Origin of the sequence: Rhizorhabdus dicambivorans (assembly GCF_002355275.1) — a bacterium.
GTDB lineage: Bacteria > Pseudomonadota > Alphaproteobacteria > Sphingomonadales > Sphingomonadaceae > Rhizorhabdus > Rhizorhabdus dicambivorans.
Genome location: NZ_CP023449.1, coordinates 4159748 through 4183284 on the forward strand (window position 1 = coordinate 4159748; position 23537 = coordinate 4183284).

Annotated in this window: 21 protein-coding genes; 9 read left to right on the forward strand and 12 right to left on the reverse strand. The window is 61.2% G+C overall.

Annotated features, from left to right (window positions below):
- Nucleotides 1-371: 371 nt before the first annotated feature.
- From CMV14_RS26555 to CMV14_RS19555, 3 genes are all read right to left on the reverse strand, one after another.
- Nucleotides 372-878: a VOC family protein gene (locus CMV14_RS26555; protein ID WP_139114692.1), complete on the reverse strand. Its 507-nt coding sequence runs from the start codon at nt 876-878 to the stop codon at nt 372-374.
- Between the two features lie 47 nt (nt 879-925).
- Nucleotides 926-1690, reverse strand: a complete 765-nt coding sequence (locus CMV14_RS19550; RefSeq protein ID WP_066961473.1) for a class II aldolase/adducin family protein — start codon at nt 1688-1690, stop codon at nt 926-928.
- 107 nt (nt 1691-1797) lie between these two features.
- Complete coding sequence (locus CMV14_RS19555) at nt 1798-2499, reverse strand: enoyl-CoA hydratase-related protein (protein WP_202820869.1); 702 nt, start codon at nt 2497-2499, stop codon at nt 1798-1800.
- A 307-nt stretch (nt 2500-2806) separates the two neighbouring features.
- Between CMV14_RS19555 and CMV14_RS19560 the strand changes: the two genes are divergently transcribed.
- From CMV14_RS19560 to CMV14_RS19570, 3 genes are all read left to right on the forward strand, one after another.
- Nucleotides 2807-3724: an SDR family oxidoreductase gene (locus CMV14_RS19560; RefSeq protein WP_066961476.1), complete on the forward strand. Its 918-nt coding sequence runs from the start codon at nt 2807-2809 to the stop codon at nt 3722-3724.
- Between the two features lie 11 nt (nt 3725-3735).
- Entirely contained in the window at nt 3736-4203 is a 468-nt protein-coding gene (locus CMV14_RS19565) for a VOC family protein (RefSeq protein ID WP_066961478.1), read from the forward strand.
- Between the two features lie 418 nt (nt 4204-4621).
- Nucleotides 4622-5893: a spinster family MFS transporter gene (locus tag CMV14_RS19570; protein WP_176489136.1), complete on the forward strand. Its 1272-nt coding sequence runs from the start codon at nt 4622-4624 to the stop codon at nt 5891-5893.
- 43 nt (nt 5894-5936) lie between these two features.
- Here the strand turns inward: CMV14_RS19570 and CMV14_RS19575 are convergent, their stop codons facing one another.
- From CMV14_RS19575 to CMV14_RS19605, 7 genes are all read right to left on the reverse strand, one after another.
- Nucleotides 5937-7580, reverse strand: coding sequence for a thiamine pyrophosphate-binding protein (locus CMV14_RS19575; protein WP_202820870.1), 1644 nt, complete (start codon nt 7578-7580; stop codon nt 5937-5939).
- A 157-nt stretch (nt 7581-7737) separates the two neighbouring features.
- The gene (locus CMV14_RS19580) at nt 7738-9132 is read right to left on the reverse strand and encodes an aromatic ring-hydroxylating oxygenase subunit alpha (RefSeq protein WP_066961481.1); all 1395 of its coding nucleotides are present in this window, start codon (nt 9130-9132) and stop codon (nt 7738-7740) included.
- 302 nt (nt 9133-9434) lie between these two features.
- On the reverse strand, nt 9435-10364 hold the full coding sequence (locus tag CMV14_RS19585) for an electron transfer flavoprotein subunit alpha/FixB family protein (RefSeq protein ID WP_066961483.1): 930 nt from the start codon (nt 10362-10364) through the stop codon (nt 9435-9437).
- Nucleotides 10361-11110 carry an electron transfer flavoprotein subunit beta/FixA family protein gene (locus CMV14_RS19590; protein ID WP_066961563.1) on the reverse strand — a complete coding sequence of 250 codons (750 nt, stop codon included), beginning with the start codon at nt 11108-11110 and terminating at the stop codon, nt 10361-10363. The genes CMV14_RS19585 and CMV14_RS19590 overlap by 4 nt, the downstream gene beginning before the upstream one ends.
- Nucleotides 11111-11152: 42 nt before the next feature.
- Nucleotides 11153-12355 carry a CaiB/BaiF CoA transferase family protein gene (locus CMV14_RS19595; protein WP_176489135.1) on the reverse strand — a complete coding sequence of 401 codons (1203 nt, stop codon included), beginning with the start codon at nt 12353-12355 and terminating at the stop codon, nt 11153-11155.
- Nucleotides 12356-12500: 145 nt separating this feature from the next.
- On the reverse strand, nt 12501-13775 hold the full coding sequence (locus CMV14_RS19600) for an NADH:flavin oxidoreductase/NADH oxidase (protein ID WP_202820871.1): 1275 nt from the start codon (nt 13773-13775) through the stop codon (nt 12501-12503).
- Nucleotides 13675-14568 carry a TauD/TfdA dioxygenase family protein gene (locus tag CMV14_RS19605; RefSeq protein WP_066961564.1) on the reverse strand — a complete coding sequence of 298 codons (894 nt, stop codon included), beginning with the start codon at nt 14566-14568 and terminating at the stop codon, nt 13675-13677. The genes CMV14_RS19600 and CMV14_RS19605 overlap by 101 nt, the downstream gene beginning before the upstream one ends.
- Nucleotides 14569-14863: 295 nt before the next feature.
- On the opposite strand from CMV14_RS19605, the gene CMV14_RS19610 reads away from it, so the two are divergent.
- The gene (locus CMV14_RS19610; protein WP_066961490.1) at nt 14864-15610 is read left to right on the forward strand and encodes a FadR/GntR family transcriptional regulator; all 747 of its coding nucleotides are present in this window, start codon (nt 14864-14866) and stop codon (nt 15608-15610) included.
- 21 nt (nt 15611-15631) lie between these two features.
- Here CMV14_RS19610 and CMV14_RS19615 read toward each other — a convergent pair whose 3' ends face one another.
- Nucleotides 15632-16741, reverse strand: a complete 1110-nt coding sequence (locus tag CMV14_RS19615; protein ID WP_066961492.1) for an acyl-CoA dehydrogenase family protein — start codon at nt 16739-16741, stop codon at nt 15632-15634.
- Between the two features lie 2 nt (nt 16742-16743).
- Nucleotides 16744-17946, reverse strand: coding sequence for an acyl-CoA dehydrogenase family protein (locus CMV14_RS19620; RefSeq protein WP_176489134.1), 1203 nt, complete (start codon nt 17944-17946; stop codon nt 16744-16746).
- Nucleotides 17947-18065: 119 nt separating this feature from the next.
- Between CMV14_RS19620 and CMV14_RS19625 the strand changes: the two genes are divergently transcribed.
- Genes CMV14_RS19625 through CMV14_RS19645 form a run of 5 tightly spaced genes read left to right on the forward strand, consistent with a single transcriptional unit; the run spans nt 18066 to nt 23537 of the window.
- Complete coding sequence (locus CMV14_RS19625) at nt 18066-19463, forward strand: acyclic terpene utilization AtuA family protein (protein WP_083215781.1); 1398 nt, start codon at nt 18066-18068, stop codon at nt 19461-19463.
- 11 nt (nt 19464-19474) lie between these two features.
- Nucleotides 19475-19783, forward strand: coding sequence for a DUF4387 family protein (locus CMV14_RS19630; protein WP_176489133.1), 309 nt, complete (start codon nt 19475-19477; stop codon nt 19781-19783).
- A complete protein-coding gene (locus CMV14_RS19635; protein WP_066961502.1) occupies nt 19780-21471 on the forward strand; it encodes an FAD-binding protein in 1692 nt (563 codons plus the stop codon). Before CMV14_RS19630 ends, CMV14_RS19635 begins: the two co-directional genes overlap by 4 nt.
- A gap of 17 nt (nt 21472-21488) precedes the next feature.
- Nucleotides 21489-22793, forward strand: coding sequence for an amidohydrolase family protein (locus tag CMV14_RS19640; RefSeq protein WP_176489132.1), 1305 nt, complete (start codon nt 21489-21491; stop codon nt 22791-22793).
- Nucleotides 22794-22832: 39 nt separating this feature from the next.
- Entirely contained in the window at nt 22833-23537 is a 705-nt protein-coding gene (locus tag CMV14_RS19645) for a CoA transferase subunit A (protein WP_066961504.1), read from the forward strand.

Sequence of the window (23537 nt, forward strand, 5' to 3'; positions counted from 1 at the left end):
CGAGATGTAGGTCGATCCTCCTCGAGGGCGAAAGATTAGGATGGCGGCCCCTTCGGGCCCCGCGCGAAATGCATAAAGCGTATTCTGTTGTACGAACACCGACCCGCCGGGGCCCAACGGCCGCCGCCCGAGTAGGATCTGCCCTCGTAGCACGTAAATGATCTCGTCTTCCTCATGAGCATGGACGTCGATATGCGTGTCCGGGAGATAGACGATCTCTATGAGCTGAGGGGAAGCGGCGTCACCTATCCTAATATATCGAATGGCAGACTCGAGTTCGGCCGACGAAAAATGGTGGTGTCGTTCCGGACTGATGACTTCGGCGATTGGCCGCAAAGCGGGCACGTCCGGCATCATAACGCTGATCCTCGTCATCGAGCGGCCTGGCGGTGGGCCACATAGCCGGCAGGCGATGCGTTCCTGAGCCGCTCGCCCACCACCTGCGGGACGATCGGCTGAAGCTGGATGAGGTTGCCGAAGACATGTCGATGATAGACGAGCTTCAGGCCGGATCGGGGGACCAGTTGGCAATGGAGATCCACCCCGGCCGCCAGACGAGCGAATGTCGCATCCACGTCGTCTTTCAAACTCAAATGCCTGGAGCCACACTTATTAACGCCACGCTCGGCCGCCGCCGGGGTCGCGAAAGGGGACGGAAATCCAAAGAGTTCGGGGAAGAGGCTTCGAGCTTTCAAGATCAACAATCGGCCGGTCGCACCCCCTAGCCGCATTAGCCGGCCCATCAATGATGGTTGGCTCCCCGATCCGCGGCAGACGGCCTGTCTAAACCCGATCACGCCCACGTCGAAGAAACGCCCACGATCCAGTTCGGGTAACGACAGCTCGATATGGTGAACACCGTTCATGTCCAGCGCCATATTTCGTTTCTCCCTTCCCCGACCTTCACTTTGCCTTGTTGGGCCGGCTAGTCCATGTCGGCGAAGGATGGATCGATCCGTTCCATCTTACGGACGAGCGCAGGCCATAAGAGGCTTGCTGCTGCCTCCATGGCCGCCTCGTCGAAGCGCTCCCCGGTGCGGCGGACCACCTCTGGGGAAGCATAATGGATGTCGTCGTTCATCGACATAGCCGCGACCTGGATCGAGCAGGCGCGCTCAAGCAGCGAAATCCTGCGAAACGCCTCGCCGACGGTGCGTCCCAGCGCCAACGTACCGTGGTTTCTCAAGATCATAAGGTTCCGGTTACCGAGATCGGCCTGCAATCTCGCGCGCTCGTCCAGATCCAGCGAAACACCTTCATGCTCGTGAAATGCGATCTTATCGGCAATCACCATTGCGGTCTGGCTGAGAGGCCGTAGACCTCCTTCCATAATCGAGACCGCCACGCCGTCGCGCGTGTGCAGATGTATCACACATTGCGCATCAGGCCGGGCCATATGCACCGCGCTGTGGATGACGAAGCCCGCCCGGTTAACATTATAGGGAGAGTCCGACAGGATCTCGCCTTCGGTGTTCACCTTGATGAGGCTAGACGCCGTGATTTCTTCAAACAGCATTCCATACGGGTTGATCAGAAACTCTTCGCCGTCGGCCGCTAAGCGGGCGGAGATATGTGTCGAGGTGAAATCGTCCCACCCCAGATGGGCAATGAGGCGATAGCAGCAAGCTAAATCGCGTCGAATCCGGGCCTCTTGGGCGCTACACCCACGGTGAAGCTGTCGAGCTAACATTGCCTTCAAATATCCTATGCGAATCGATCACGCAATAGAGGTATAGGAATACAATGTTAAAACGCCCGCCCCGCGCCTCTCTGCCGGTTCTGCCAAACTCCCGTGTCTCACCGTCCTTTGAACGCGGCTGGCCTACGCTCCAGAAAGGCCGACATACCCTCTTCCTGATCATCCGTATCAAACAACTCCTCGAAGAGCCGGCGCTCATGGACGAGGGCATCATCCAAGGGAGCGTTCTGCCCGAAGCGAAAAGCGGCGAGGATCGATTTAACGGCCAGGGGCGGCATATTCGCGATGTCGCGGGCGACCCTCAACGCCGCCTCGGCGGCATCACCGGACTCGACGAGTTCTGAGATCATGCCCATCCGCAGGGCTTCTTCGGCATCGATATGCGATCCGGTCAGGGCCAGTCGCACGGCCTGGTACCGTCCGATCGTCCTGAGGAGGAGCTGTGTCCCTCCAGCCCCGGGCATGATGCCGACTTTGATCTCCGGCTGACCAAAACGGGCGCCGCGGCCCGCAATGATCATGTCGCAGTTCAGCGCGAGCTCACATCCGCCGCCAAGCGCGAAACCTTCGACGGCCGCGATGAGCGGCTTTGGGAAGGCCCGCATCGCGGCGAAGACGTCGTTGGTCCGCAATCGCGCATGGTCCAATGCCGTCATCTCCCGCATCTCGGCCAGGTCCGTTCCGGCAGCGAAAGCTTTGGCGCTTCCCTGGATGACTACCGCGCGTACCGTTTCGTCGGCCGCGTAGACAGCCAGATAGGCCTCTATCAGCCGCTTCATCTCGAGGGTGAGCGCGTTCATCGGTGGTCGAGCCAGCGTGATGCGAGCAACGGCGGGCGCGGGACGCTCGACCGCCACCGGAGCAGTAAAAGTGGAGGAGCTTTGCATCGGGGTACCATCGAATATTTTAGAGGCACCTATTAAGTGACAGCAGTTTGACGCACATGCAACCGGCGCGAGTAGCCCGCCCAGGATAAACCTCGGATATGTCCACGAAACTGGCCGTCTTCCACCTCCTCTAATTACCCGCGCGCCCTCTTAGCCGAGGTTGACGCGTCGATAGACTAAGAATAGATATACCTCAAATCTACAGGCGTGAGGGGATTGTATGAGCTCGATGTTGGACGGCAAGGTCGCGATCGTCTCGGGCGCGGGCGGCGCGATCGGCGGCGCCGTGGCCAAGACGTTGGCGGCTTATGGCGCCAAAGTCATCGTGAACGATCTCGGCGTCAGTCTCGACGGATCAGGCGCTGACGAAGGCCCCGCTGCAGCGACCGTGACCGCCATCAAAGCCGCCGGCGGCATAGCCGAGGCCAATCACGACAGCGTGGCGGACTGGGCAAGTGCCCAACGCGTGGTTGAGGCGGCCCTCGATCATTTCGGTAAGGTCGATATCGTCATCAACAATGCCGGAAATATCCGCTCGTCCAGCTTCGCCACCATGCCCGTAGAGGATTTCGAAGAAGTGGTCCGCGTCCACCTCATGGGCAGTTTCTATCTTAGCCGAGCGGCGGCCCCGACGATGGAGAAGGCGGGCTCGGGTGCCTTCGTCCACATGACGTCGACGGCCGGGCTGATCGGGGCCTACGGGACGTCCGGCTATTCGGCGGCCAAAGCGGGAATCCTGGGGCTCTCGCGATCGATAGCGATGGAGATGCGGGATTGCGGGGTGCGGTCGAACTGCGTCGCTCCGCATGCTTTCAGTCGTATGCTTTTCGTCGCGCGGACCGACGACCCTGCGTTCATGGACGCGATCGAGCGCCGTCGGGATAGCCAGCGCCCAGAGCAGGTCGGCGAAATGATAGCCTTCCTGTCGTCGGATCTAGCCAAGGATATAACCGGCCAGATCCTCGGCGTGCGAGGCAACGAAGTCTATCTCTATTCGCAACCTCGCGCCGTCCGCACTGTCCATACCGCCGAAGGTTGGACCGCAGACGCGCTCGGCGAGCTTCTCCCCAAGGCGTGGCGAAACAGTTTTACGCCGCTGGAAGACACAAGCGCCGTCTATTCCTGGGAAGCGTTTTAGAAGCGCAGGTCATGCGCTATCTTCACGCGATGGTTCGCGTCACCGACCTCGATCGATCGGTGGCGTTCTATTGCGACGCCTTGGGTCTGGTCGAAGTCGCCCGCCGTGACGTGCCGCAGGGCCGCTTCACGCTCGCCTTTCTCAGCGCGCCGGACGATCTCGATCCTGCCGTGATCGACGATCCGCACGTAAGCCCGGCGCACGCATTCAAGCCCGCGCTCGAATTGACCTATAACTGGGACGTCGAGGCGTATCCGACCGGACGGAACTTCGGTCATCTGGCTTTCGAAGTCGATGATATCTACGCGGTATGTGGGCAATTGCTGTCCGCTGGCGTGATGATCTCGCGCCCACCGCGCGACGGAAAAATGGCGTTCGTGCGCTCACCCGACCACATCTCGATCGAGCTGCTCCAGCGCGGCGCGGCGCTAACGCCGACAGAGCCTTGGATATCCATGCCTAACGCGGGCGAATGGTGACGTGGCGTCGCGACAAGCGACCGTTGATCGGTGATCGGTGTCTGGAAGAGATCGAAACCTGCTGGTCGTCAGAAACCAGAATCATCGTGATGAGGGCGAGCTTAATACCTAGACCTGACCGACGCTCGTGGGACGCGAGGAGCAATAGTGCGGGCTCGCCAAGCGTACGCCAGATCAGCGGAGTTTTCGATCGCAGGCCCCTTCCCTGTGACCGCCGCGACCAAAAAATTATCGGATTCGGCCTCCACGCTCGTGTCGGCCCCCAATCTCCTGCTCGCGCCCCACGCTGCGAGCATGACGGCGACCTCCATAAGGCCACTCACAGACTGGACTGTAGCGACCGGCAGCTGATTCTTGGCGAAGAGCCACCATCCTCACAACAATCCGTAAGTTGGGAAGATCAAGCGCAATGACGATAATGAGCGAAAGCGATCATGACCAAAGGCCGGGGCCTTATGCCTGGTATGTGGCTGGCGTCACGATGCTCGCCTATGTCATCAGCATGATTGATCGGAAATTCCCTTTCATTCTCGTGGAATCAATTAAGCGTGACCTTCACCTTTCGGACACGCAAGTCGGGCTGCTGACCGGGGTCGTCTTCACCATAGTATATGCGACAATGGCCGTGCCGACCGCCCGACTGGCCGATCGCAGTTCGCGCAAGCGCATCCTGATCGCCTCGCTGACAGTGTGGAGCTGCCTGACCTCGCTTGGCGGATTCGCGCAGAACTTCTGGCAGCTGGCGGCAAGCCGGGTCGGTGTCGCCATCGGTGAGTCGGGATGTTCGCCGGCCGCTCATTCGATGATCGCAGACTATTTTCCACCAAAATACAGGGCCCGCGCGCTAGGGCTTTATTTCATGGGAGCCTATCTCGGCGCGCTGATCGGCTTGGCCGCAGCCGGCTGGATTAACGACCTCGCCAACTGGCGCGTCGCAATGTGGGTACTTGGCGCGCCAGGTCTGCTACTTGCGGTGTTGATCATTTTCACCGTGCGCGAGCCCGAGCGGCGCAGCCTTGCCAAGGCTGAGCTCGAAGTTCGCCCCTCGGTAAGCCAGACGATCTTCGCGATCCTCAGAGATCGCACATTGCTGTTGCTGCTGATCGGCTGTGCGCTGTTTAGCTTCATGTTCGGCGGGCTGCAGGCCTTTGCGCCCGCCTATATCATGCGAACCTTCCACGTCGGAACCACTGAGGTCGGATTATCCTACGGATTATGCGTTGGGCTGTCCGGCGCACTGGGATCAATCCTCGGCGGATTTGCCGGTGATCGTTATGGCGATCAGCGGTGGAAAGCGTTGATGGTCGTCGGCCTCGCGCTGTTCGCCGGGCCGCCCGCCTTCTGGTTTGCGCTGGCAACACAAAGCTACGCGCTTTTCCTCCTGGCGTTTTTCGTCGCCCATCTCGGGATGATGCTCTATGCGGGGCCGACATATTCCTACATGCAGTCACGACTGGATTCGCGGATGCATGCGATCGGGTCCGCGATATTTCTGTTCGCCGTAAGTGGGCTGGGTGTGGCATTCGGGCCGCTTGCGGTCGGGATGTTGAGCGATCATTTCGCCGCGATCATGAGCGGTGCCGAACCATTACGGCACGCCCTACGCATGCTGCTTGCACCGGGACTCGTGGCGGCATGCATATACGTGGCTGCGGCGCTACTGATCAGAGGCACCGAACGGTGGAGCTAGCTGACCGGCCGCCGACAACAAGGTGCCGCAGGGCATCACTACGCTAACCGACTTCCCCAGGAAGCCTGCGCATATCGAGCTTGAAATCGATCAGCAGCGGGCGAGTACGATTGCTGATGGCAGCAATAGCCTGCTCAAGATCTGCTTCGGTGCGCACGGACACACCCTGCCCGCCGAGTGACTCGGCGACCGCCGCAAATTCGGGCCATTCGAAGCAGGTTATGTCGTGGGGCATGTCGCGCGCCCTGAACTCGATCTCTTCCATGCCGTATCCGCCGTCGTTGCAGAGGAGGATGACGAGGTCGATGCCGTTTCGGACCGCAGTGCTGAATTCCGCCAGCCCGCCGTTCATGAAGCCGCCATCACCGGTGACGAGCAGCGTCGGCTTGTCCCGTGCCGCGAACGACGCGCCGATCGCCGAGGCGAGGCCCAATCCGATCGAACCAAATCGGAGATTATAATACCAGAGCTGCGGGTCCGATATCCTGAGGACCTTAAAGCTTTCCACAACGCAACGTCCTCCGTCGGTGACGGTTGCCCGATCATGGCCAACGGCTTCCGCCACGCGTTGGATAGTGCCGTGAAGCGGCAGGCCGTTCTCAGTCGCTGTCCCGGAGAATCCAGGTGTGTGAGTGCGCAATGCCTCCTCGAGCCTCGGATCGCGATAGCCGCTCGGAGGCAATTCGGCCATATCGAGCAGCTCAATGATCTTGTTCGCAACGAGTTCAACGTCGCCGACCAGGCCGGCGTCGACCGCCACATGGCGTCCGATCGCCGAAAGATCGGTATCACAGTGGATAACGCGCTTGCCCGTTACCAAACCGCCCTTGCTCGTCGTGAAATTGTTGAGCCCTGCCCCCATCGCGATGATGCAATCGCACGCGACAATCTCGTCGGCCGCGACGGCTGTGCTAAGCGTGCCGAATATCCCGAGGTTGAAGCGCTCGCCGTCGAACAGGTCGCGAGCCTGCAACGTCGTGCTCAGCAGCGCGCCGGTCCTCTCGGCCAACTGGACGAGCGCGGCGCGCGCGCCCGGACTGATAGCGCCGCGGCCGGCGACGATGATCGGCTTGCGCGCGGCGGCGATGATGCCGATCGCACGCTCGATGTCCTCGCCCTCGGCGACGAGTCCACGCGTCTCCGGCCGATGGATCAGCATCTTCCGGTATTCTACGTCCGCCCATTGATGTTGCGTCGGCACATTCAGCACGATGGGACGGCGTTCTAACTCTGCACGCCGCACCGCGCGCGCCAAATCTCCGAGCATCGTGTCCGCCGTGGTGACATCCTCGAAGCCCGCCCCGGTGGCAACAACCAGTTCACGCTGCGAAATGTCCTGGGAGCTTCCGCGGCCGGCAGGCGCGGTGTCGCCTGCCAGCAACACGACGGGGATGCGCGCCTTGACCCCCTCGATCAGTCCCGTGATCGTATTGGTGAGTCCGGGGCCGTGCGTGACGCTGGCCAGCCCGACCGTTCCCGAACAGGCGGCATAAGCGAGCGCGGCGGCGATCGCGCCAGCTTCGTTCGACGTGGCGACATATCGACCGTTGAGCGTTCGCACATAGCTATCGACGATGAAGATGTTTGCGCCGCCCAACACGCCGAACATAAGGCTCATTCCATGATCGAGAAGCGCCCGCGCTACCGCCTCATGCCCCTTCATATTGCCCACGCGCTCGTCGCTCACGACACTCTCCCCAACTTGAATGAATTTCTGTGGTCTGCGCTATCGCGCTGCGGCAAGGCAGACGTTACGTTTCCGCGGCAAACGCGGCGCGACTCCGGCAGCCGCTCCCGAACACGATCCGAATCCGCGGCCGGCGTCGAAGTTTTTCACCGATATTCTAAATCTCGTCGTTGATATATTTGTCGATCATGCGGTGCAGGTTACGCAGAGCCGTTTCGGAATAATGCGCAAACTGTACGACACCGTCGCCCAGGGCCTTCAGACCATCCTGACATGGCTGCATATTCCCCATGTCCTGATCGTATAGCGTCGCCAGATATCCGAGCTCGTCGATCACGGTTGACCAGGGCTCGTCCTCCTTCAGCATGCGGAAGACTCCGGGCGCTGGGCGCGGCCCGTCCTTTGGCGCAATCCGGATCATCATCGCTTCCCAAAGCGTGGTGTCGGGATCGATCGGCCGCATTCGGTAGCAGATTTTCTGTGGGAACGCCCCCCAGATGTGGAAATTCGGGAAGATGTGGTAGGATATCCCATCAAGGATGTCGGCGTCGCACGCCTCCGAGAAGTCGCGCCCCGTCTGCTCTTGAAGCATCCTGCGCCCGCGTTCCGCCATGTGGGTGCGCGTCGTTTCCTCGGCGGCGAGCTGGGGCTGGCTCTCCTTCGTAAAAGGCTTGTTCGCGCGCGAGCCAGCACCGAGCATGAGCTCGATGCGACGTTCCTCGCTCATATCCTTCTCTTCCAGTAGCTCGGTCGGGATGCCGACCGCCGTCGTGAAGCGCGAAACATGATCCGTGATCAGATCATATTGTCCCTGCTCCACCGCGATGAACGGGTTGGCCTGCGGATGCGTTGCGTAGACATGGTATCCCTCCATGAACGCCTCCGCGACCACCTTCCAGTTCGCCCGGACGATCTTGCCGACATGGGCGCCCTTATAGCAGTCCCTGAGCTTCCAATGCTCCATGTGATCCGGCAGCACGCCGACCAGATCGGCGAAGGGCGTAGCGTTGGGATCGAAATTGATGAAAACGAAGCCCATCCAGGATTCGAGGCGAACCTCCGGGAGCGAGAACTCCTTCTCGGCTATTTGCGGGAAGTCCCATCCAATCGGATTCCACTTGAAAGTTCCGTCGATATTCCATTCCATGCCGTGGAATGGGCACCTGAACTGACGCTTACACCCGCCATGTGTCACCAGTTTGCGACCGCGATGGAGGCAGACATTCTGCATCGCTTTGAGGCTTCCGTCTTCCTGACGGGTAATCAGCACCGTCTTATGCAGCAGGTCGAACACATAAGTGTCGCCCACATTGGGTAGCTCATCCTCATGGACCGCATACTGCCAGGTCTTCAGAAAGACCTTGTCGACTTCCTTTCGAAAGAAATCCGGGCTGTGATAGCGTTCGGCGCGAACCGGCTCGACACCGAGATCCACCGGGTTTTGAAACCGCAGCGCGTCCGGGATCTTGTGCCTGGTGTCCTCGTCCAGCAGCTCTTGATAGCTCCGGCCGGGTGCTCGGGCGAAAGGATGCGAAGGGTCGAGCTGGTTCATTGAAGACTCCAATATTCGAACTGCGACTGGTCTTTTGAGATATATCTTTTTACCAACCTCGATGACGGGCGAAGCGCTGTGCGACGGCTGCGAGAGCTCTATTTGTGGATGAGACAGCGCTCTCCTCTCACCGGAAATGAAAGCGCTCCAAGCTCGCGCCATCAATCGGCATGCTTGATAATTAGAATAGAGAAATCTCTATTCGACAAATGAGGATTTTTCAACCCGATATGGAGCCCGCCGTAAAAATCGTCGGATCGACCCAGAGCGACGACGATATTGCGTATCGCCCGTCAGGCCCGTCACAATTTCCCAACGAGTTCCGGCACGACCTTGAACAGATCGCCGACCAGGCCGATGTCGGCCACCTGGAAGATCGGGGCTTCCTCGTCCTTGTTGATCGCGATGATCGTCTTGCTGTCCTTCATGCCGGCGAGGTGCTGGATCGCGCCCGAGATGCCGACCGCGATATAGACTTCGGGGGCCACGATCTTGCCGGTCTGGCCGACCTGATAGTCGTTGGGCACATAGCCGGCGTCGACCGCGGCGCGCGAGGCGCCGACCGCCGCGCCGAGCTTGTCGGCGAGCGGCTCGATGATCGCATGGAAGTTCTCGCTGTTCTGCAGCGCGCGGCCGCCCGAGACGATCACCTTCGCCGAGGTCAGCTCGGGGCGCTCGGACTTGGAGATCTCGGCACCGACGAAGCTGGAGAGACCCGCATCGCCCTTGCCCGGCACCGCCTCGACGCTGCCCGATCCGCCCTCGCGCACCGCCTTCTCGAAGGCGGTGGCGCGCACCGTGATCACCTTCTTCGCATCCGACGACTGTACCGTCGCGATCGCATTGCCCGCATAGGTCGGACGGGTGAAGCTGTCCTCGCCCTCGACCGACAGGATCTCGGAGATCTGCATCACGTCGAGCAGCGCTGCGACACGCGGCGCGATATTCTTGCCGTTGGCGGTGGCCGGCGCCAGGAAGGCGTCGTGATGGCCCATCAGCTCGACGACCAGCGGCGCGACATTCTCCGGCAGCGCATTGGCATAGGCCGCATCGTCGGCGACATGGACCTTGCCCACGCCGGCGATCTTCGCGGCCGCATCGGCAACCCCGCCGACGCCCTGGCCGGCCACCAGCAGATGCACCTCGCCAAGCTTCGCGGCGGCGGTGACGGTGGAAAGCGTCGCGTCCTTGACCGCGCCGCCCTCATGCTCAACCCAGACCAGCGTCTTCATGCCGCGACTCCCAGGGCCTTGAGCTTGGCGACAAGCTCGTCAACATCGGCAACCTTGATCCCCGCCGACCGCTTCGGCGGTTCGGCGACCTTGAGCGTCTTGAGCCGCGGCGCGACGTCGACGCCGTAATCGGCCGGGGTCTTCTGCGCGAGCGGCTTGGACTTCGCCTTCATGATGTTCGGTAGCGACGCATAGCGCGGCTCATTGAGGCGCAGGTCGGTCGTCACGATCGCCGGGGTCTTGAGGCTGACCGTCTCCAGCCCGCCGTCGACTTCGCGGGTCACCTTGACGCTGTCGCCCTCGACCTCGACCTTCGACGCGAAGGTGCCCTGCGGACGGCCGGTCAGCGCCGCCAGCATCTGGCCGGTCTGGTTGCTGTCGTCGTCGATCGCCTGCTTGCCGAGGATGACGAGACCCGGAGCCTCCTCCTCGACGATCTTGGCCAGCAGCTTGGCGACGCCGAGCGGCTCGACCTCGGTCTCGCTCACGATCAGGATCGCGCGGTCGGCCCCCATGGCCAGCGCGGTGCGCAGCGTCTCCTGCGCCTTCTGCTCGCCGATCGATACCGCGACGATCTCGGTCGCGACGCCCTTCTCCTTCAGGCGGATCGCTTCCTCGACCGCAATCTCGTCGAACGGGTTCATCGACATCTTGACGTTCGCAAGGTCCACACCCGTGCCATCCATCTTGACCCGCGGCTTCACATTATAATCGATCACCCGCTTCACGGGCACCAGGACTTTCATAATCTGCTCCATTTCCATCTTCCCGTCGAGCGGATCGTTTGGCTAGACGGCTCCGGCCGACCGAAGCGCTTCGATCTCCGCAGAGGTCATTTCTAGCACTTCGGCGAGTACTTGATCGGTGTGTTCACCCACCGCCGGTGGAAAGGAATAGTGATCGATCGGGGTCTTGGAAAAACGGATCGGGTTGCGCACGAAGTCCAGCGAGACACCATCATGCCGCCGCAGCGTAGATCTGAGCCCGCGCGACTTCACCTGCGGGTCTTCGAACGTCCCCGCCATATCGTAGATCGGCGAGCAGATGACCCCGGAATCGACAAGTTTCTCATACCAGAACAACACCGTGTTCTGCGCGAAGATCTGTTCAAAGATCGGAATGAGATCCTTGGCATGCCTGACGCGGCTCGCGCTGCTAGCGAAACGAGGATCCGGCACCAGATCGAGACGATCCACTACCGCACAAAGCTTGTGGAACTGGGCATCGGTGCCTGCCTGAACGTTCAAAAGCCCGTCCCGACATTCGAACAACTGCGCCGGGGCCACGCCGGCAGCGAAATTGCCCGTCCGAACCGGAATATCGCCAGTGATGAAATAATCTGCGGCGCGAGCCGACATGGCGGCGACGCTGCAGTCGAGCAACGAAAGGTCGATGTGCTGGCCCCGGCCGTCATGATCGCGCGCGCGGAGAGCTGCCTGGATCGCGTTCGCAGCGTATAATCCGCCCACGAGATCGCTGACCGCGATCCCCGCCCGTTGCGGAGCCCCGTCCGCCTCGCCCGTTACGCTCATCAAGGCGCTCATCGACTGGAAGACAACGTCGGTCGCCGGATGTCGCGCATAGGGCCCCGTATGGCCGAAACCGGTAATCGAACAATAGACAATCCCCGGATGGACCGCGGCGACATCGCCGTAGCCCAGACCCTTTTTGTCTAGATCGCCCGTCTTGAAGTTCTCGACCAGGACATCGCATTTCGCTGCCAGCGCCAGGATCAGCGCCCTTCCCGTCGAGGATCCGATATCGATGGTCACCGACTTCTTGTTGCGATTGACGCTTAGATACAGGCCGGAGGCCGAGCTACCATCGGGGAGATCGAAGTAAGAGGGACCATATTCCCGGCTTAGATCACCCTTGCCGGGTCGCTCCACCTTGATCACGTCGGCACCGAGATCGGCGAGCAACTGCGTGGCAAAAGGTGCGGCAACCACGCGCCCGAGATCCAGAATCCGCACACCGGCCAATGGCAGCATGTTCATCTCCGTTCATCGTCGATGAGCCGGCCAGCCTTCATCACAGCCGTCACCTATGGAATCCTCGCCGCCGGTTATTGGCGCCGGCCGCGTCTTTGGGTTCTGGCCAGGCCCGCAGTCGCGCGCACTTTCGCCATGTCAGAATTCAGGCGACGCTTGCCGGCTTGTCTTTCAGCGATACATGGCGGGCATCCCAGCCCGTCACCTTTCGGAAGAGATTGGTCCGGTTCGAAATCGGCGTGCTCTTCTGATATTGTATTGGGCAATATGCCTTCGCCAGAAGCACCTCGGCCGCTCGCCATGGCCATCTGGGATCCGCCACCAGGCCCCGGCCGATCGCGATAAGATCGGCCATGCCGTTCGCGACGATGAATTCGGCGAGATGCGGCTCCGAAATCTGACCGACGGCCATGGTCGGGATCTCGGCCTCGCTTCGAATGGCGGCCGCGAACCGCGTCTGATAGCCGGGCCCGAGATCGATCTGCTGCTGCGGCGAACTGCCCCCGCTCGAAGCCGTGACATAGTCGCAACCGATCGCTTTGAGCGCCTTCGCGAACACCACGCTATCCTCGACCGTCCAGCCGCTATCGACCCAGTCGGTCGCGGATAGGCGAAGACCAAGCGGTCGATCCTCCGGCCACACCTGGCGAACCGCCTTCATCAACTTGAGCGGGAACCGCATCCGGCTCGTGATGTCGCCGCCAAACTCGTCCGTGCGTAGGTTGCTGATCGGCGACAAGAAAGAATGGAGCAGATAACCGTGCGCGCCATGGATCTCGAGAAGATCATAGCCGATGCGAGCGGCGCGCTCCGCGCTCCTGCAAAAGGCTTCGATCACCTCGTCCAGCATTTCCGCCGTCGGAACGGTGATGGGATTGGTGCGACCGGGATAAGGCGCGTCCGAGGGAGCGATCAGACGCCAGCCCCCTTCTTCCAACGTCATTTCTTCCAGACCGTCCTCGAGCCCCTTCACGCTGGCCTTGCGGCCAGAATGCCACAGCTGGAGACCATGTTTGGCGGGCGAATATTTGCGACAGGCCGCTATGACCCGCGCAAGAGCTTCCTCTTGAGCATCGGTCCACAGACCGAGCCCAGTTCTGTTATACGCCGCATCAGGCCTTACCGAGGTCGCTTCGGTGATGACCAGCCCCGCGCCCGAGATGGCCATCGTGCCGTAATGGATGACGTGCCAGTCGGTTGCCTCCGAATTCTCGGTGGCGCTGAACTGCATCATCGGCGACGTGACGATACGGTTCTCGAGTTCGAGTCCTCGTAGCTTAAACGGCGAGAAGAGTTTGGAAGACATTGATGTCCAGCTCTTACTTCGTGAGCGCCGCGAGCGCGGCACCATCGTAAAGATTGGGATTGAGGAATGCCGCCTCATTTGACTCGAACGGTGCCCAGCGATCGGGCTTATCATATCTGTGGTCGCCGACGATCATCAGGCGATGGGCGACACGGGGCTCGAGATAGTCGCGGACAGCATGATGAAGAGTCGCGCAATTATCCCAGATCGCCACGTCGCCCGGCGACCACGTATGGCGCACCTGAAGGCGAACCTGCTCCTGCCAGTCAAAGAGATATCTTAAAAGCGCTTCGCTCTCGGACGGTGACATCTCGACAATATGTCGTGTCACGAGCCGGTTGACGAATAGGTAGCGCTGGCCCGTCTCCGGGTTCGTGCGGACGACGGGGTGCACCGCCTCCAATCCCTTCTTGACGTTCGACTGGTGAAAGGCGGTCAGGCCGTCCAACAGGTTGCGCATGGGAGCGCTCAACGATTCATAGGCTGCATATTGGTTGGACCAAATCGTGTCGCCGCGGAACGCCGGTGCCTCGATCAGCCTGAAAACCGTCGCGCGCGGTGGATTTTCGCTGCCGGTCGTGTCGGCATGCCAACGATCAGCACGCACGCCCTCGTTGTGCAACACCTTGATTTGGGAATATTTGTCCAGAACGTCGGCGGTGGACCCTTGGCTCACCTCTTCGTCCCAACGACCGAAATGCGCACCGATCGCCAGATGATCATCCGGGGTCAGATGTCCCTGGTTCGGGATGAAGATCACGAGATATTTGACCCAAGCGTCGTAGACGGCCTTCCAACCAGCCTCGTCGAGTGTCGCCAGGTCCACATTCCGGATTTCCGCGCCGAGACAGCCGGTCAGCGGGACGATCTGCAGCCCGCTCCCGCCGGCTTTTGCCTGGTCGGCCATTCCTGTCTCTACCATCGCAGCATTCCCATGCATCATCATCTCCATCATCCCACCTATTGAGATACCTCTAATGGCCTTTTTTGATGCGGTCAAGCGATCGGACGGCATTTGCACGCCAAGGCCGTCGTCCCCACTCGGCAGGAGGATGGAAGCTGGCCCGGCAAGAGCGACGCATCGGCATATTGCCGCATTGGGGTTCATCTTTTATACACATGCTCCGACTGGCATGGCCGTGCTGATCCGTCGCTTTCGAGCTTCGCGGATGTAGCCCGGCAGAGTCGATTAGGGAGTGCAGATGGGCGGCAATTGGAAGACGGACCCGATCAGCAAGCGAACCGCAGAAAGGTTGCGCCAGGACTCTCTCAGCTTGGCTGATGGGGATTTCATCGGGGCCGAAGAGGATCTGCGCTTACGGTACGGCGTCAGCCGGCCCACCTTGCGTCTCGCTGCGGGCATCGTGAGCCAGGATCAATTGGTCCGCATTCGCAGGGGTGTGAACGGGGGATATTTCGCGGCGCGCCCTACGGCCGGCGCTGTCACGCGCGCCGCGTCGATTTTTCTGCACGCTGCCGGCGCCAGCATCGAGCATCTGCTCGACGCCTCGACACCCATAAGGATCGAAGTCGCCCGGCTCGCAGCCCTGTCGGATGATCCCGGGCTGCACGAGAAACTGGGAGAGTTTCTCAAGCAGGACGCCGACCTGATCGCCGAACCGTTCGACTATGTGGAGTTCGTGCGGGCCGACCGGCGCTTTTGGGCCACGCTTGCGGCTGGATGCGGCAACCCCGTGCTGCAGTTGTACATGGAGATCCTGCTGTCACTCGTTAGCCGAACGGTGGAGCCGGCCCAGGACCCGGTCCTCGGCAAGCCATCGCGCCTCGAAGGCGTCATCAACCGCCGCCGTAGGGTGATCCAGGCGGTGCTCGAAGGCGATTCCGAGATGGCGTCGCTTGCCGCGCGGCGCAGTACGGTCGATTCCGACCTCGCGAAAGGCACGCGTCTCACAATGCCGACCGAGGAGGCCGGAGCGCGCTGGTCATGAACCAACGCGCCCGGCCGCCCGTCACCGGGTGATCGCGCGCTCCACCCGCCGCAAATGGAAGTCTGCGTTGCCAAGGAAGGCTTCCAGCACCATCAGCCGTTTGAAATAATGACTGACGATATATTCGTCAGTCATCCCCATGCCGCCATGGAGCTGGACGCCCTGTTGTCCGACGAAGCGGGCCGCCCGGCACATCTGGACCTTGAGCGCCGCGATTGCGACACTACGCTCCGCCGGGTCGGGGAGCGCGAGCGCTGTCGCGCCCATGTCGATCATAGCCTTGGTTTCTTCGAGATGGACGTACATGTCGACCAATCGGTGACGAAGGACCTGGAAAGCGTTGAGCGGTTTTCCGAATTGATGGCGCGACGCCATATATTCCTTGGTCAGCTCGATGATTCCTGCCATCGCGCCCGCCGCATCGGCGGCCAGCGCGACGATCGCGAAATCGAGGACGTAATCGATGGCCTCGCGCGCATCCTGGCTTCCCAGCCGCAGGGCCTCGACGCCAGACAGCCGCAGGTCGGCGGAGCGACGGCCATCAATCATCTGGAAGGGGACGATCTCCAGTCCTGGGGCGTCACGCTGGACGAGATAAATCCCCATGGCACCGTCGTCATCCATCGCCGAAACCAGGAAAAAATCTGCATCGGCGCCATCGAGCACAAAGGATTTACTGCCATGGAGCGCGCCGTGCGAGCAGCGCGTGCGGAGCGGTCCGGAAGCAAAACCGAGTTCGGGTTCGGTATGTGCGAACGCCGCCGTCCGGTTTCCCGCTATGATGGCGGCGAGTTCCGCCTTCTGCGACTCGTCGCCGAGGATCGCCAGCAGGCGCGCGCATATTACCACGGCCGATAGCAGCGGCTCGTTGCGGACCGATCGGCCGAAACCTGCTGAAATGATAGCGATGTCCTTGGCATCGCCCGCGCCCAGCCCGCCGACTTCCTCCGGCAATCCGATCGCCAGCCATCCCAGCTCAGCCAAGGCGCGCCATTTCGCGCGTGCATGATCGACGTCCTCACGGAGGGCATCATGAATATGCTCGACGCTCGCCGCGTCGGCGGCCCACCGGTCGACCCCTTCCTGGAGCAAGCGGGCATCGTCGGGCGCGAAGGCCTCAAGTTTCAGCATCTTTAGACTCCCGCCAGCCCTAGGGCCGCCTTGCCGATTATGTTGTGCATCACCTCGCTCGATCCGCCATAGATCGTTGCCGCACGACGCATCAGATATTCGGTGACCCATCCCAGCAGCTTTTCCGGTCCTACCCGTTCGCCCTGCCATTCCGGATCCCGTCCCTCGAGCTGGAACGGCAGACCGCGCCGGGCAACGACGTCCATCATCGCCTGTCCGAGCCGCTGCTCGATCTCCGATCCTCGAAGCTTGAGGATCGACCCTGCCGCACCAAGATCCCCCCCCTGCTGCACGCCCGACAACAATCTATGGCACACCGCGTCGAGCGTCTGCATCAACACGGTGATTTCTGACAGCTCCCTCCGAAAAAAGGCATCTTCGATAATGGGACGCCCTCCTTCGAAGGTCGTACGGGCAAAGCTGACGAGGTCACTATAGATATACCTATATTTGCCCACCAGCGCGCCGATCAGACGTTCGTTGGACAGGAGGTAGCGGGAGTAGGTCCACGCTTTCCCTTCCTCACCGATCAGCTCGGTCGCCGGCACGCGCACGTCGTTGAAGAACACCTCGTTGCAATGGTTCGTCATGTCCATCGTGGTGATCGGCTTGATATCGACGCCGGGAAGCGCCGTATCGATCATCAGAAAGGAAATGCCGTCGGTTCGCCTGTCTTCGGTGGATGTTCGCACTAGGGCAAGCACCTTGTCGGCGATATGAGCGTTCGACGTCCACATCTTCTGTCCATTCACAACATAATGGTCGCCGTCCCGCACGGCACGGGTCCGCAGGCCGGCGAGATCCGAGCCAGCGCTCGGCTCGGAATATCCTTGGCACCACAGGATGTCGCTGTCGCGCGTCGGCGCAAGATACTTCGCCTTCTGCTCCTCATTGCCAAAGGTGTACAGGATTGGTCCTACATAATAGTGGTTGAAAGGAGGGAGGTATGGACACCCTGCCTTCAACATCTCATCGTCGAAGACGAACCTCTGCAGCGCGCTCCAGCCGCATCCTCCATATTCCACCGGCCAGTGACCCGCATACCACTTTCTAGTCTGGAGGATTTTTTGCCACCTGACATAGTGCTGTCGCTGAAATTTCTGGCCCTTATCGAGCATCGCGCGCAAATCTGCTGGAAATTTAGTTCGGCAGAACTCAGCTACTTCTTCGCGGAAGCTGGCGAGATTGGGGGTTATGCTGACCACAAAGCGATCCATGTCGTTTGAAGAGGCTACGCCTCGGATGTAGCCGCCAATACCGCCTTAATAGAGGTATAGCAATTGCCTTTTCCTGCGAACGCGCTTATCCAAGCCGCTCTGGAGGGATGCAGAGCGCGAGCCCGCAGCAATTGAGAAGCGATCCGATGGAAATACGACTCCTGGCAAACGGAATGGTGGGGAACGGGTTCTCCTATAAAGGTTTTCAGGCCGGGCTGGCGCGGCAACCCCATATGATCGGCTGCGACGCCGGAACCTCGGACTATGGCCCTGGCCCGTTGGGCGTCGGGCGCAGCATCAAGTCGGCCGCATCCGTGCGCCGCGATGCTGAGATCATGCTGCAGGGCGCACGCCGCCTGCGCATCCCGCTCATCTTCGGAAGCTGTGGCGTGGCAGGTGCAGCACCTCATCTCGAGGAAACGCGTCAGATCGTGGAAGACATCGCACGCAAGGAGGGGCTGCGGTTCCGACTCGCGGTCATTCACTGCGATCAGGACAAGGCCGGCCTCAAGGCGGCGCTGCGCGCTAACAAAGTCCGCAGCCTCGGCCCCGTCCCTCCTTTGACAGAGGAGGCGATCGACCGCAGCAAATATATCGTCGGGATGGCGGGCGCGCAGCCTTTCATCGATGCCCTGGACCAGGGCGCCGACGTTATTCTCGCCGGCCGCGCGACCGATCCGGCAATCTTCGCGAGCGTGGCGCTCCGCGCAGGCATTCCCGCAGGCGTGGCCTGGGCTGCGGCACGCAGCATCGACAAGGGCAATCTGGCTACGACTGACGTCGCTGGCGGCTCGCCGGTCCTGGCAACGCTCGATCCAACCGGCTTCGTCATCGAACCGATGAAGGAGGATACCGCCTGCACGGTAAAGAGCGTGTCGGCCCTGTTCATGTACGAGAACCCCGATCCGTGGTCGATAGTCCAGCCATCGGGGTCGATCTCGACCCAGTTCGCCAATTTCGAGCAACTGGACGACCGGCGAGTCCGGGTTAGCGGAGCGCTGTTCACGCCCGCGGCGGCGCACACGGTAAAGCTGGAGGGCGCGACGCAAGTTGGTTTTCGCGCGGCCGCCTTGCTCGGCATTCGGGATCCGCGCATCATTGGCGGTCTCGACGACTTCCTCCGCCGGCTGGAGGAGGTCGTGCTGAAGATCGCGAAGAGCCTTTCGATCGCGCGCTCGGACTTTCAGCTTAAATTCCGATGCTACGGCCGCGACGCGGTGATGGGTGGAACCGAACCCAAACGGAATGATCCCATTCACGAGATCGGCTTGGTGATCGATGTGATCGCGCGAACGCAGGAGCAGGCAACGACGCTCGTCAATCGCGCGATCTCGTCGGGTTCGAAGCTTGAGCCAGCGATCGGGATACCGGCTGGTGGCAACTTCGCTTCCCCATTCTCGCCGAGCACTTTGTCGCTCGGCGAATCCTTCGAATGGAGCGTCTGGCATCTGCTCGAGGTCGAGAATGAGCGCGACGCCTTTCGCGTCGAGATCGCGGAAATCTGAGGAGAGCGCTAGTGAGACTTGGCGATATATCCCCGGGACTTAAATGCCGGAATGCCGGCGCGTCCTGGATCTCGATCGATCTTCCCTTCGACGACCCGGAGCATTTCGAACTGGCAGCGGCTCAGCTGACGCCTGAGAGGATAGCGCCGCTTTACGGCCTCGCTCCCGACGAGGTGAGAATATATCCTTATAGGCCCGCGACCGCCATCAAGATAACCTTGCCGCGGCCGACGTGGAATGGCGGTATCGAGGAAACGGATTTCGACGGTGCGCAGCAGTTCGCGCCGCTGCTCGACCTGACGGTGGAGCCGGGACGTTGACCGCGCCGCCACGGCAGCAGGCGGAGCCTTCGCCGGGGTCCTCGGAATGGTTCTCGCCGGTCGAAGCCCCCTTGGTCGTCGATCCCGCCGAAGCGGCCTGGCATGCAGAGGCCGACGCGCTGGTGGTCGGTGTGGGCGGCGCTGGAATTTGCGCTGCGCTGGACCTGAACGAGCGAGGTATGTCGGTTATCGCGATCGACCGTTTTGATGGCGGTGGCGCCACGGGCATCAGCGGGGGCATCTATTATGGAGGAGGTACCCACCACCAGAAAGAAGCCGGGTACGAAGAGACTGCGGACAACATGTTCCGATATCTTCGCCACGAACTGCGGGGGGCGGTGTCCGACGAGACAATCCGGAAATTTGCAGAGGACAGCAACGCCAATCTCGAATGGCTCGAGCAGCACGGTGTCCGGTTCGGGTCGAAATGCTTCGAACCGAAGACTCCCTATCCCCCCGACGATTACAATCTCTACTATTCAGGAAACGAAAAGGCGGACGGTGCGCGCAAGGTCGCTCGGCCGGTGCCGCGCGGGCATCGCGTGGTCGGCCCAGGATTCACGGGCAGCGCTCTTTGGGGGGCTTTGCGATATTCGCTCGAGAAGAGCGATGTCACCTATGTGACCCAGGCTGCGGTCCGACGGCTCGTCGTCGACGCTGATGGCGCAGTCGTCGGCCTCGAAGCGCTCATCCTTCCACCGCGGATCGCCCGACTGCACGGTGCCGTCATGCGCTGGTTCAGCGCCAGTATCCTGCGGATGACGGGTGGCCCAGTCGCCCGCCTGCTCGCACGCGCTCTTGATGCTCTAGAGCGACGGCACGGCGAACGAAAGCTCTACCGCGCGCATCATGGCGTAATCCTCGCGTGCGGCGGCTTCGTCCATAATCGGAAGATGGCGCTTCATTATGCGCCCCATCAGGGTTGCTCACTGCCGATGGGAACGCTTAGCTGTGACGGATCGGGTATTCGTCTGGGGCAGTCGGTAGGCGGAGCCGTCCGCGCTATTAATAATTTCGATCTTTCGCGGTCGATAACCCCGCCCGCCTATCTCGCCGGCATCATCGTCAACGCTGAAGGCAAGCGTTTCATCGCCGAAGACGCGTATAATGCCACGATCGGTCACGCAGTGGCACTCGATCAGAAGGGGAAGGCCTGGATAATTGCTGATGCTCAGCAACGCCGCGCCGCCCGCTCTCAGCTTCAATGGCCGACGCATCTCGTCATGTTTCTTTGGCAGCTAAGGAATATCCTGAGCATGACCTTCGGCACGCGGCGGTCTGGTTCTCTGGACAAGCTCGCCCACAAGCTCGGAATCCCGGCTGACGCTCTGCAGGCAACGGTTGAGCAGTATCGCGCCATCGTCGCCGCCGGGTCCGATCCGCTGGGTAAGGCGCCAGAAAACATCAAGCCGTTCGGCGCCGGCCCCTATTACGCGATCGACATCGGGTCGCATTGCCGTGTCAATCCCACGACCGGATTCTCGCTCGGCGGGCTCGACGTTTCCGAACAAACCGGCCAAGTCCTGGATCGCGCTGGCGCGCCCGTGCCGGGGCTCTTTGCCGCCGGGCGCTCCGCATATGGAGTGCCGTCCAACTTCTATGTCAGCGGATTGGCCATCGCGGACTGTGTATTTTCGGGCCGACGCGCGGCCGCCAGCATCGCCTCCGGGCGGCAGCCACGACCATGACCGCAAGAGCCCTGACCATGGCTGACGCCGGCATCGCACACAGACTTGCCGACGCCGCGCGTGCGGCGCCTGCGGGCAAGCTGATATTGACCAATGCCAACATCGTCGACGTCGTGGGCGAGCATAGCGGCCTCGGTACGGTCGTAATCTCTGGAGATCGGATCGCGTCGGTTGTCCACGATATCGTCAAGGACGCCGCAGCTGATGTGCAGCTGGTTGATCTTGGCGGCCTGTCGCTGATGGCAGGGATGTTCAACTGCCATTTTCATGCAACCTATCCTGGTTTGCCACTGGCGGCCAAGCGTCTGCCGATCGGCTTGGAACAGCCCCCGGTGCTGCAGACCTTGCAGGCGGCCTACACCGTTCAAAAGGCGATGGCTTCTGGATTTACAAGCCTCGTCAGCGCCGGCGCGCCGTTTGCGATCGATGCGGGCCTAAAGGCGGCCATAGCCCAGGGGCTGCTGAGCGGCCCACGGATCATGGCGGGCAGCCGCGACATCTCGACGACGGGGCATTCGCTCGACCAGCTCTATCCTTGGTATTGGGACGGGGTGACCATGCCCAGTGTGGTCAATTGCGATGGAGAGGACGCGTTTCGGCGTGCCGTTCGCGAGGAAATCAAGCGCGGGGCCGAGATCATCAAGGTGTTCGCAACCAGCGGCCACGGAGTACCCGGCAATCTGGGCCAGATCGATCTCACGCGGGCGGAGTTCGCCGCGATCACGTCCGCGGCTCATCAGCGGGGCGCGAAGGTGCGGGCCCATGTCGCAAACCTAGAGGGGATCGAGCTCGCCTTGGACGTCGGCGTCGACCTGATAGACCATGGCGACGGGCTTGATCGACGCTGCATGGAGCGCATGATTGGTCAGGGCGTGTTCCTGGCGCCCAGCATGCTCTACGCGCACCGCTATGTGCAGCAGATGGGCGGCGTGCTCGCCGACGCGATGAAGGCGGATCTGGATAGGATGGGCGCGCTCCTGCCCGAAGCGAATGCGGCCGGATTGCAGATCGTGCTGGGCGACGATTATGGCGGCGCGCTCCTAGCGCATGGCGATTATGGGGCGGAGCTCGACTATTACGTCAACATCGTCGGCATAAACGCGCGTGACGTGCTCCGCTGGGCTACCCTTCACGGCGCACAGCTCGTTGGCAGGGGCGACGACCTTGGCCGGTTGTCCGGCGGCTCGATCGCGGACCTGTTGATTATCGACGGCGACCCTGTCGCGGATATCCGTGTCCTGCTGGACCCGTTGAACATTCTGGCCGTGATACAGGACGGCAAATTCGTAAGCTTCGGGCGACAGACATCGGCGGCGCATTGAGAATAGTAGCAAGCACTTCAAGGGACGGACTACGGCATAATGTCGAAGAAGATTTTTTCATCAGCAGATCAAGCGCTCGAAGATCTACTGTTTGACGGGATGACGATCGCCGCTGGCGGCTTCGGGCTTTGTGGCATCCCTGAGACGCTGATCGCAGCGATTCAACAGAGCGGCATCAAGGATCTGACGATTATCTCCAACAACGCTGGCGTCGATGACTACGGTCTCGGCTTGTTGCTGCGCGACCGCCAAGTGAAGAAGATGGTCAGTTCTTATGTGGGCGAGAACAAGGAGTTCGAACGCCAGTATCTTTCCGGAGAGCTTGAGCTCGAATTCAACCCGCAAGGTACGCTGGCGGAACGCATCCGCGCGGGGGGCGCGGGCATAGCCGGTTTTTACACGCGTACCGGCGTCGGGACGATCGTCGCCGACGGCAAGGACGAGAAAATCTTCAAGGGCGAACGCTACATCCTCGAGACCGGGCTGGTGGCCGACTTGGCGATCGTTAAAGCCTGGCGCGGCGATGATCGGGGAAACCTCGTCTATCGAAAGACAGCGCGCAATTTCAACCCGATGGTCGCGACCTGCGGCGCGGTTACAGTCGCCGAAGTCGAGGAGATCGTGCCGGCGGGGCAGATCGATCCAGACCATATCCACAGTGCTGGCATCTTCGTTCAACGGATGATCAAGGCGGTGAGAAACGAAAAGCGCATTGAAAAGCGCATTGTGCGGGCGGAGATTTGA

Coding starts and splice junctions, on each gene's coding strand:
- CMV14_RS19580 (WP_066961481.1), bottom strand. CDS start 9,132: ATGAACCAGCTCGACCCTTCGCATCCTTTCGCCCGAGCACCCGGCCGG.
- CMV14_RS19610 (WP_066961490.1), top strand. CDS start 14,864: ATGGGCGGCAATTGGAAGACGGACCCGATCAGCAAGCGAACCGCAGAA.
- CMV14_RS19595 (WP_176489135.1), bottom strand. CDS start 12,355: ATGCTGCCATTGGCCGGTGTGCGGATTCTGGATCTCGGGCGCGTGGTT.
- CMV14_RS19555 (WP_202820869.1), bottom strand. CDS start 2,499: ATGAACGCGCTCACCCTCGAGATGAAGCGGCTGATAGAGGCCTATCTG.
- CMV14_RS19560 (WP_066961476.1), top strand. CDS start 2,807: ATGAGCTCGATGTTGGACGGCAAGGTCGCGATCGTCTCGGGCGCGGGC.
- CMV14_RS19645 (WP_066961504.1), top strand. CDS start 22,833: ATGTCGAAGAAGATTTTTTCATCAGCAGATCAAGCGCTCGAAGATCTA.
- CMV14_RS19615 (WP_066961492.1), bottom strand. CDS start 16,741: ATGCTGAAACTTGAGGCCTTCGCGCCCGACGATGCCCGCTTGCTCCAG.
- CMV14_RS19625 (WP_083215781.1), top strand. CDS start 18,066: ATGCAGAGCGCGAGCCCGCAGCAATTGAGAAGCGATCCGATGGAAATA.
- CMV14_RS19585 (WP_066961483.1), bottom strand. CDS start 10,364: ATGAAGACGCTGGTCTGGGTTGAGCATGAGGGCGGCGCGGTCAAGGAC.
- CMV14_RS26555 (WP_139114692.1), bottom strand. CDS start 878: ATGGCGCTGGACATGAACGGTGTTCACCATATCGAGCTGTCGTTACCC.
- CMV14_RS19565 (WP_066961478.1), top strand. CDS start 3,736: ATGCGCTATCTTCACGCGATGGTTCGCGTCACCGACCTCGATCGATCG.
- CMV14_RS19640 (WP_176489132.1), top strand. CDS start 21,489: ATGGCTGACGCCGGCATCGCACACAGACTTGCCGACGCCGCGCGTGCG.
- CMV14_RS19590 (WP_066961563.1), bottom strand. CDS start 11,110: ATGAAAGTCCTGGTGCCCGTGAAGCGGGTGATCGATTATAATGTGAAG.
- CMV14_RS19550 (WP_066961473.1), bottom strand. CDS start 1,690: ATGTTAGCTCGACAGCTTCACCGTGGGTGTAGCGCCCAAGAGGCCCGG.
- CMV14_RS19570 (WP_176489136.1), top strand. CDS start 4,622: ATGAGCGAAAGCGATCATGACCAAAGGCCGGGGCCTTATGCCTGGTAT.
- CMV14_RS19600 (WP_202820871.1), bottom strand. CDS start 13,775: ATGATAAGCCCGATCGCTGGGCACCGTTCGAGTCAAATGAGGCGGCAT.
- CMV14_RS19605 (WP_066961564.1), bottom strand. CDS start 14,568: ATGGCCGACCAGGCAAAAGCCGGCGGGAGCGGGCTGCAGATCGTCCCG.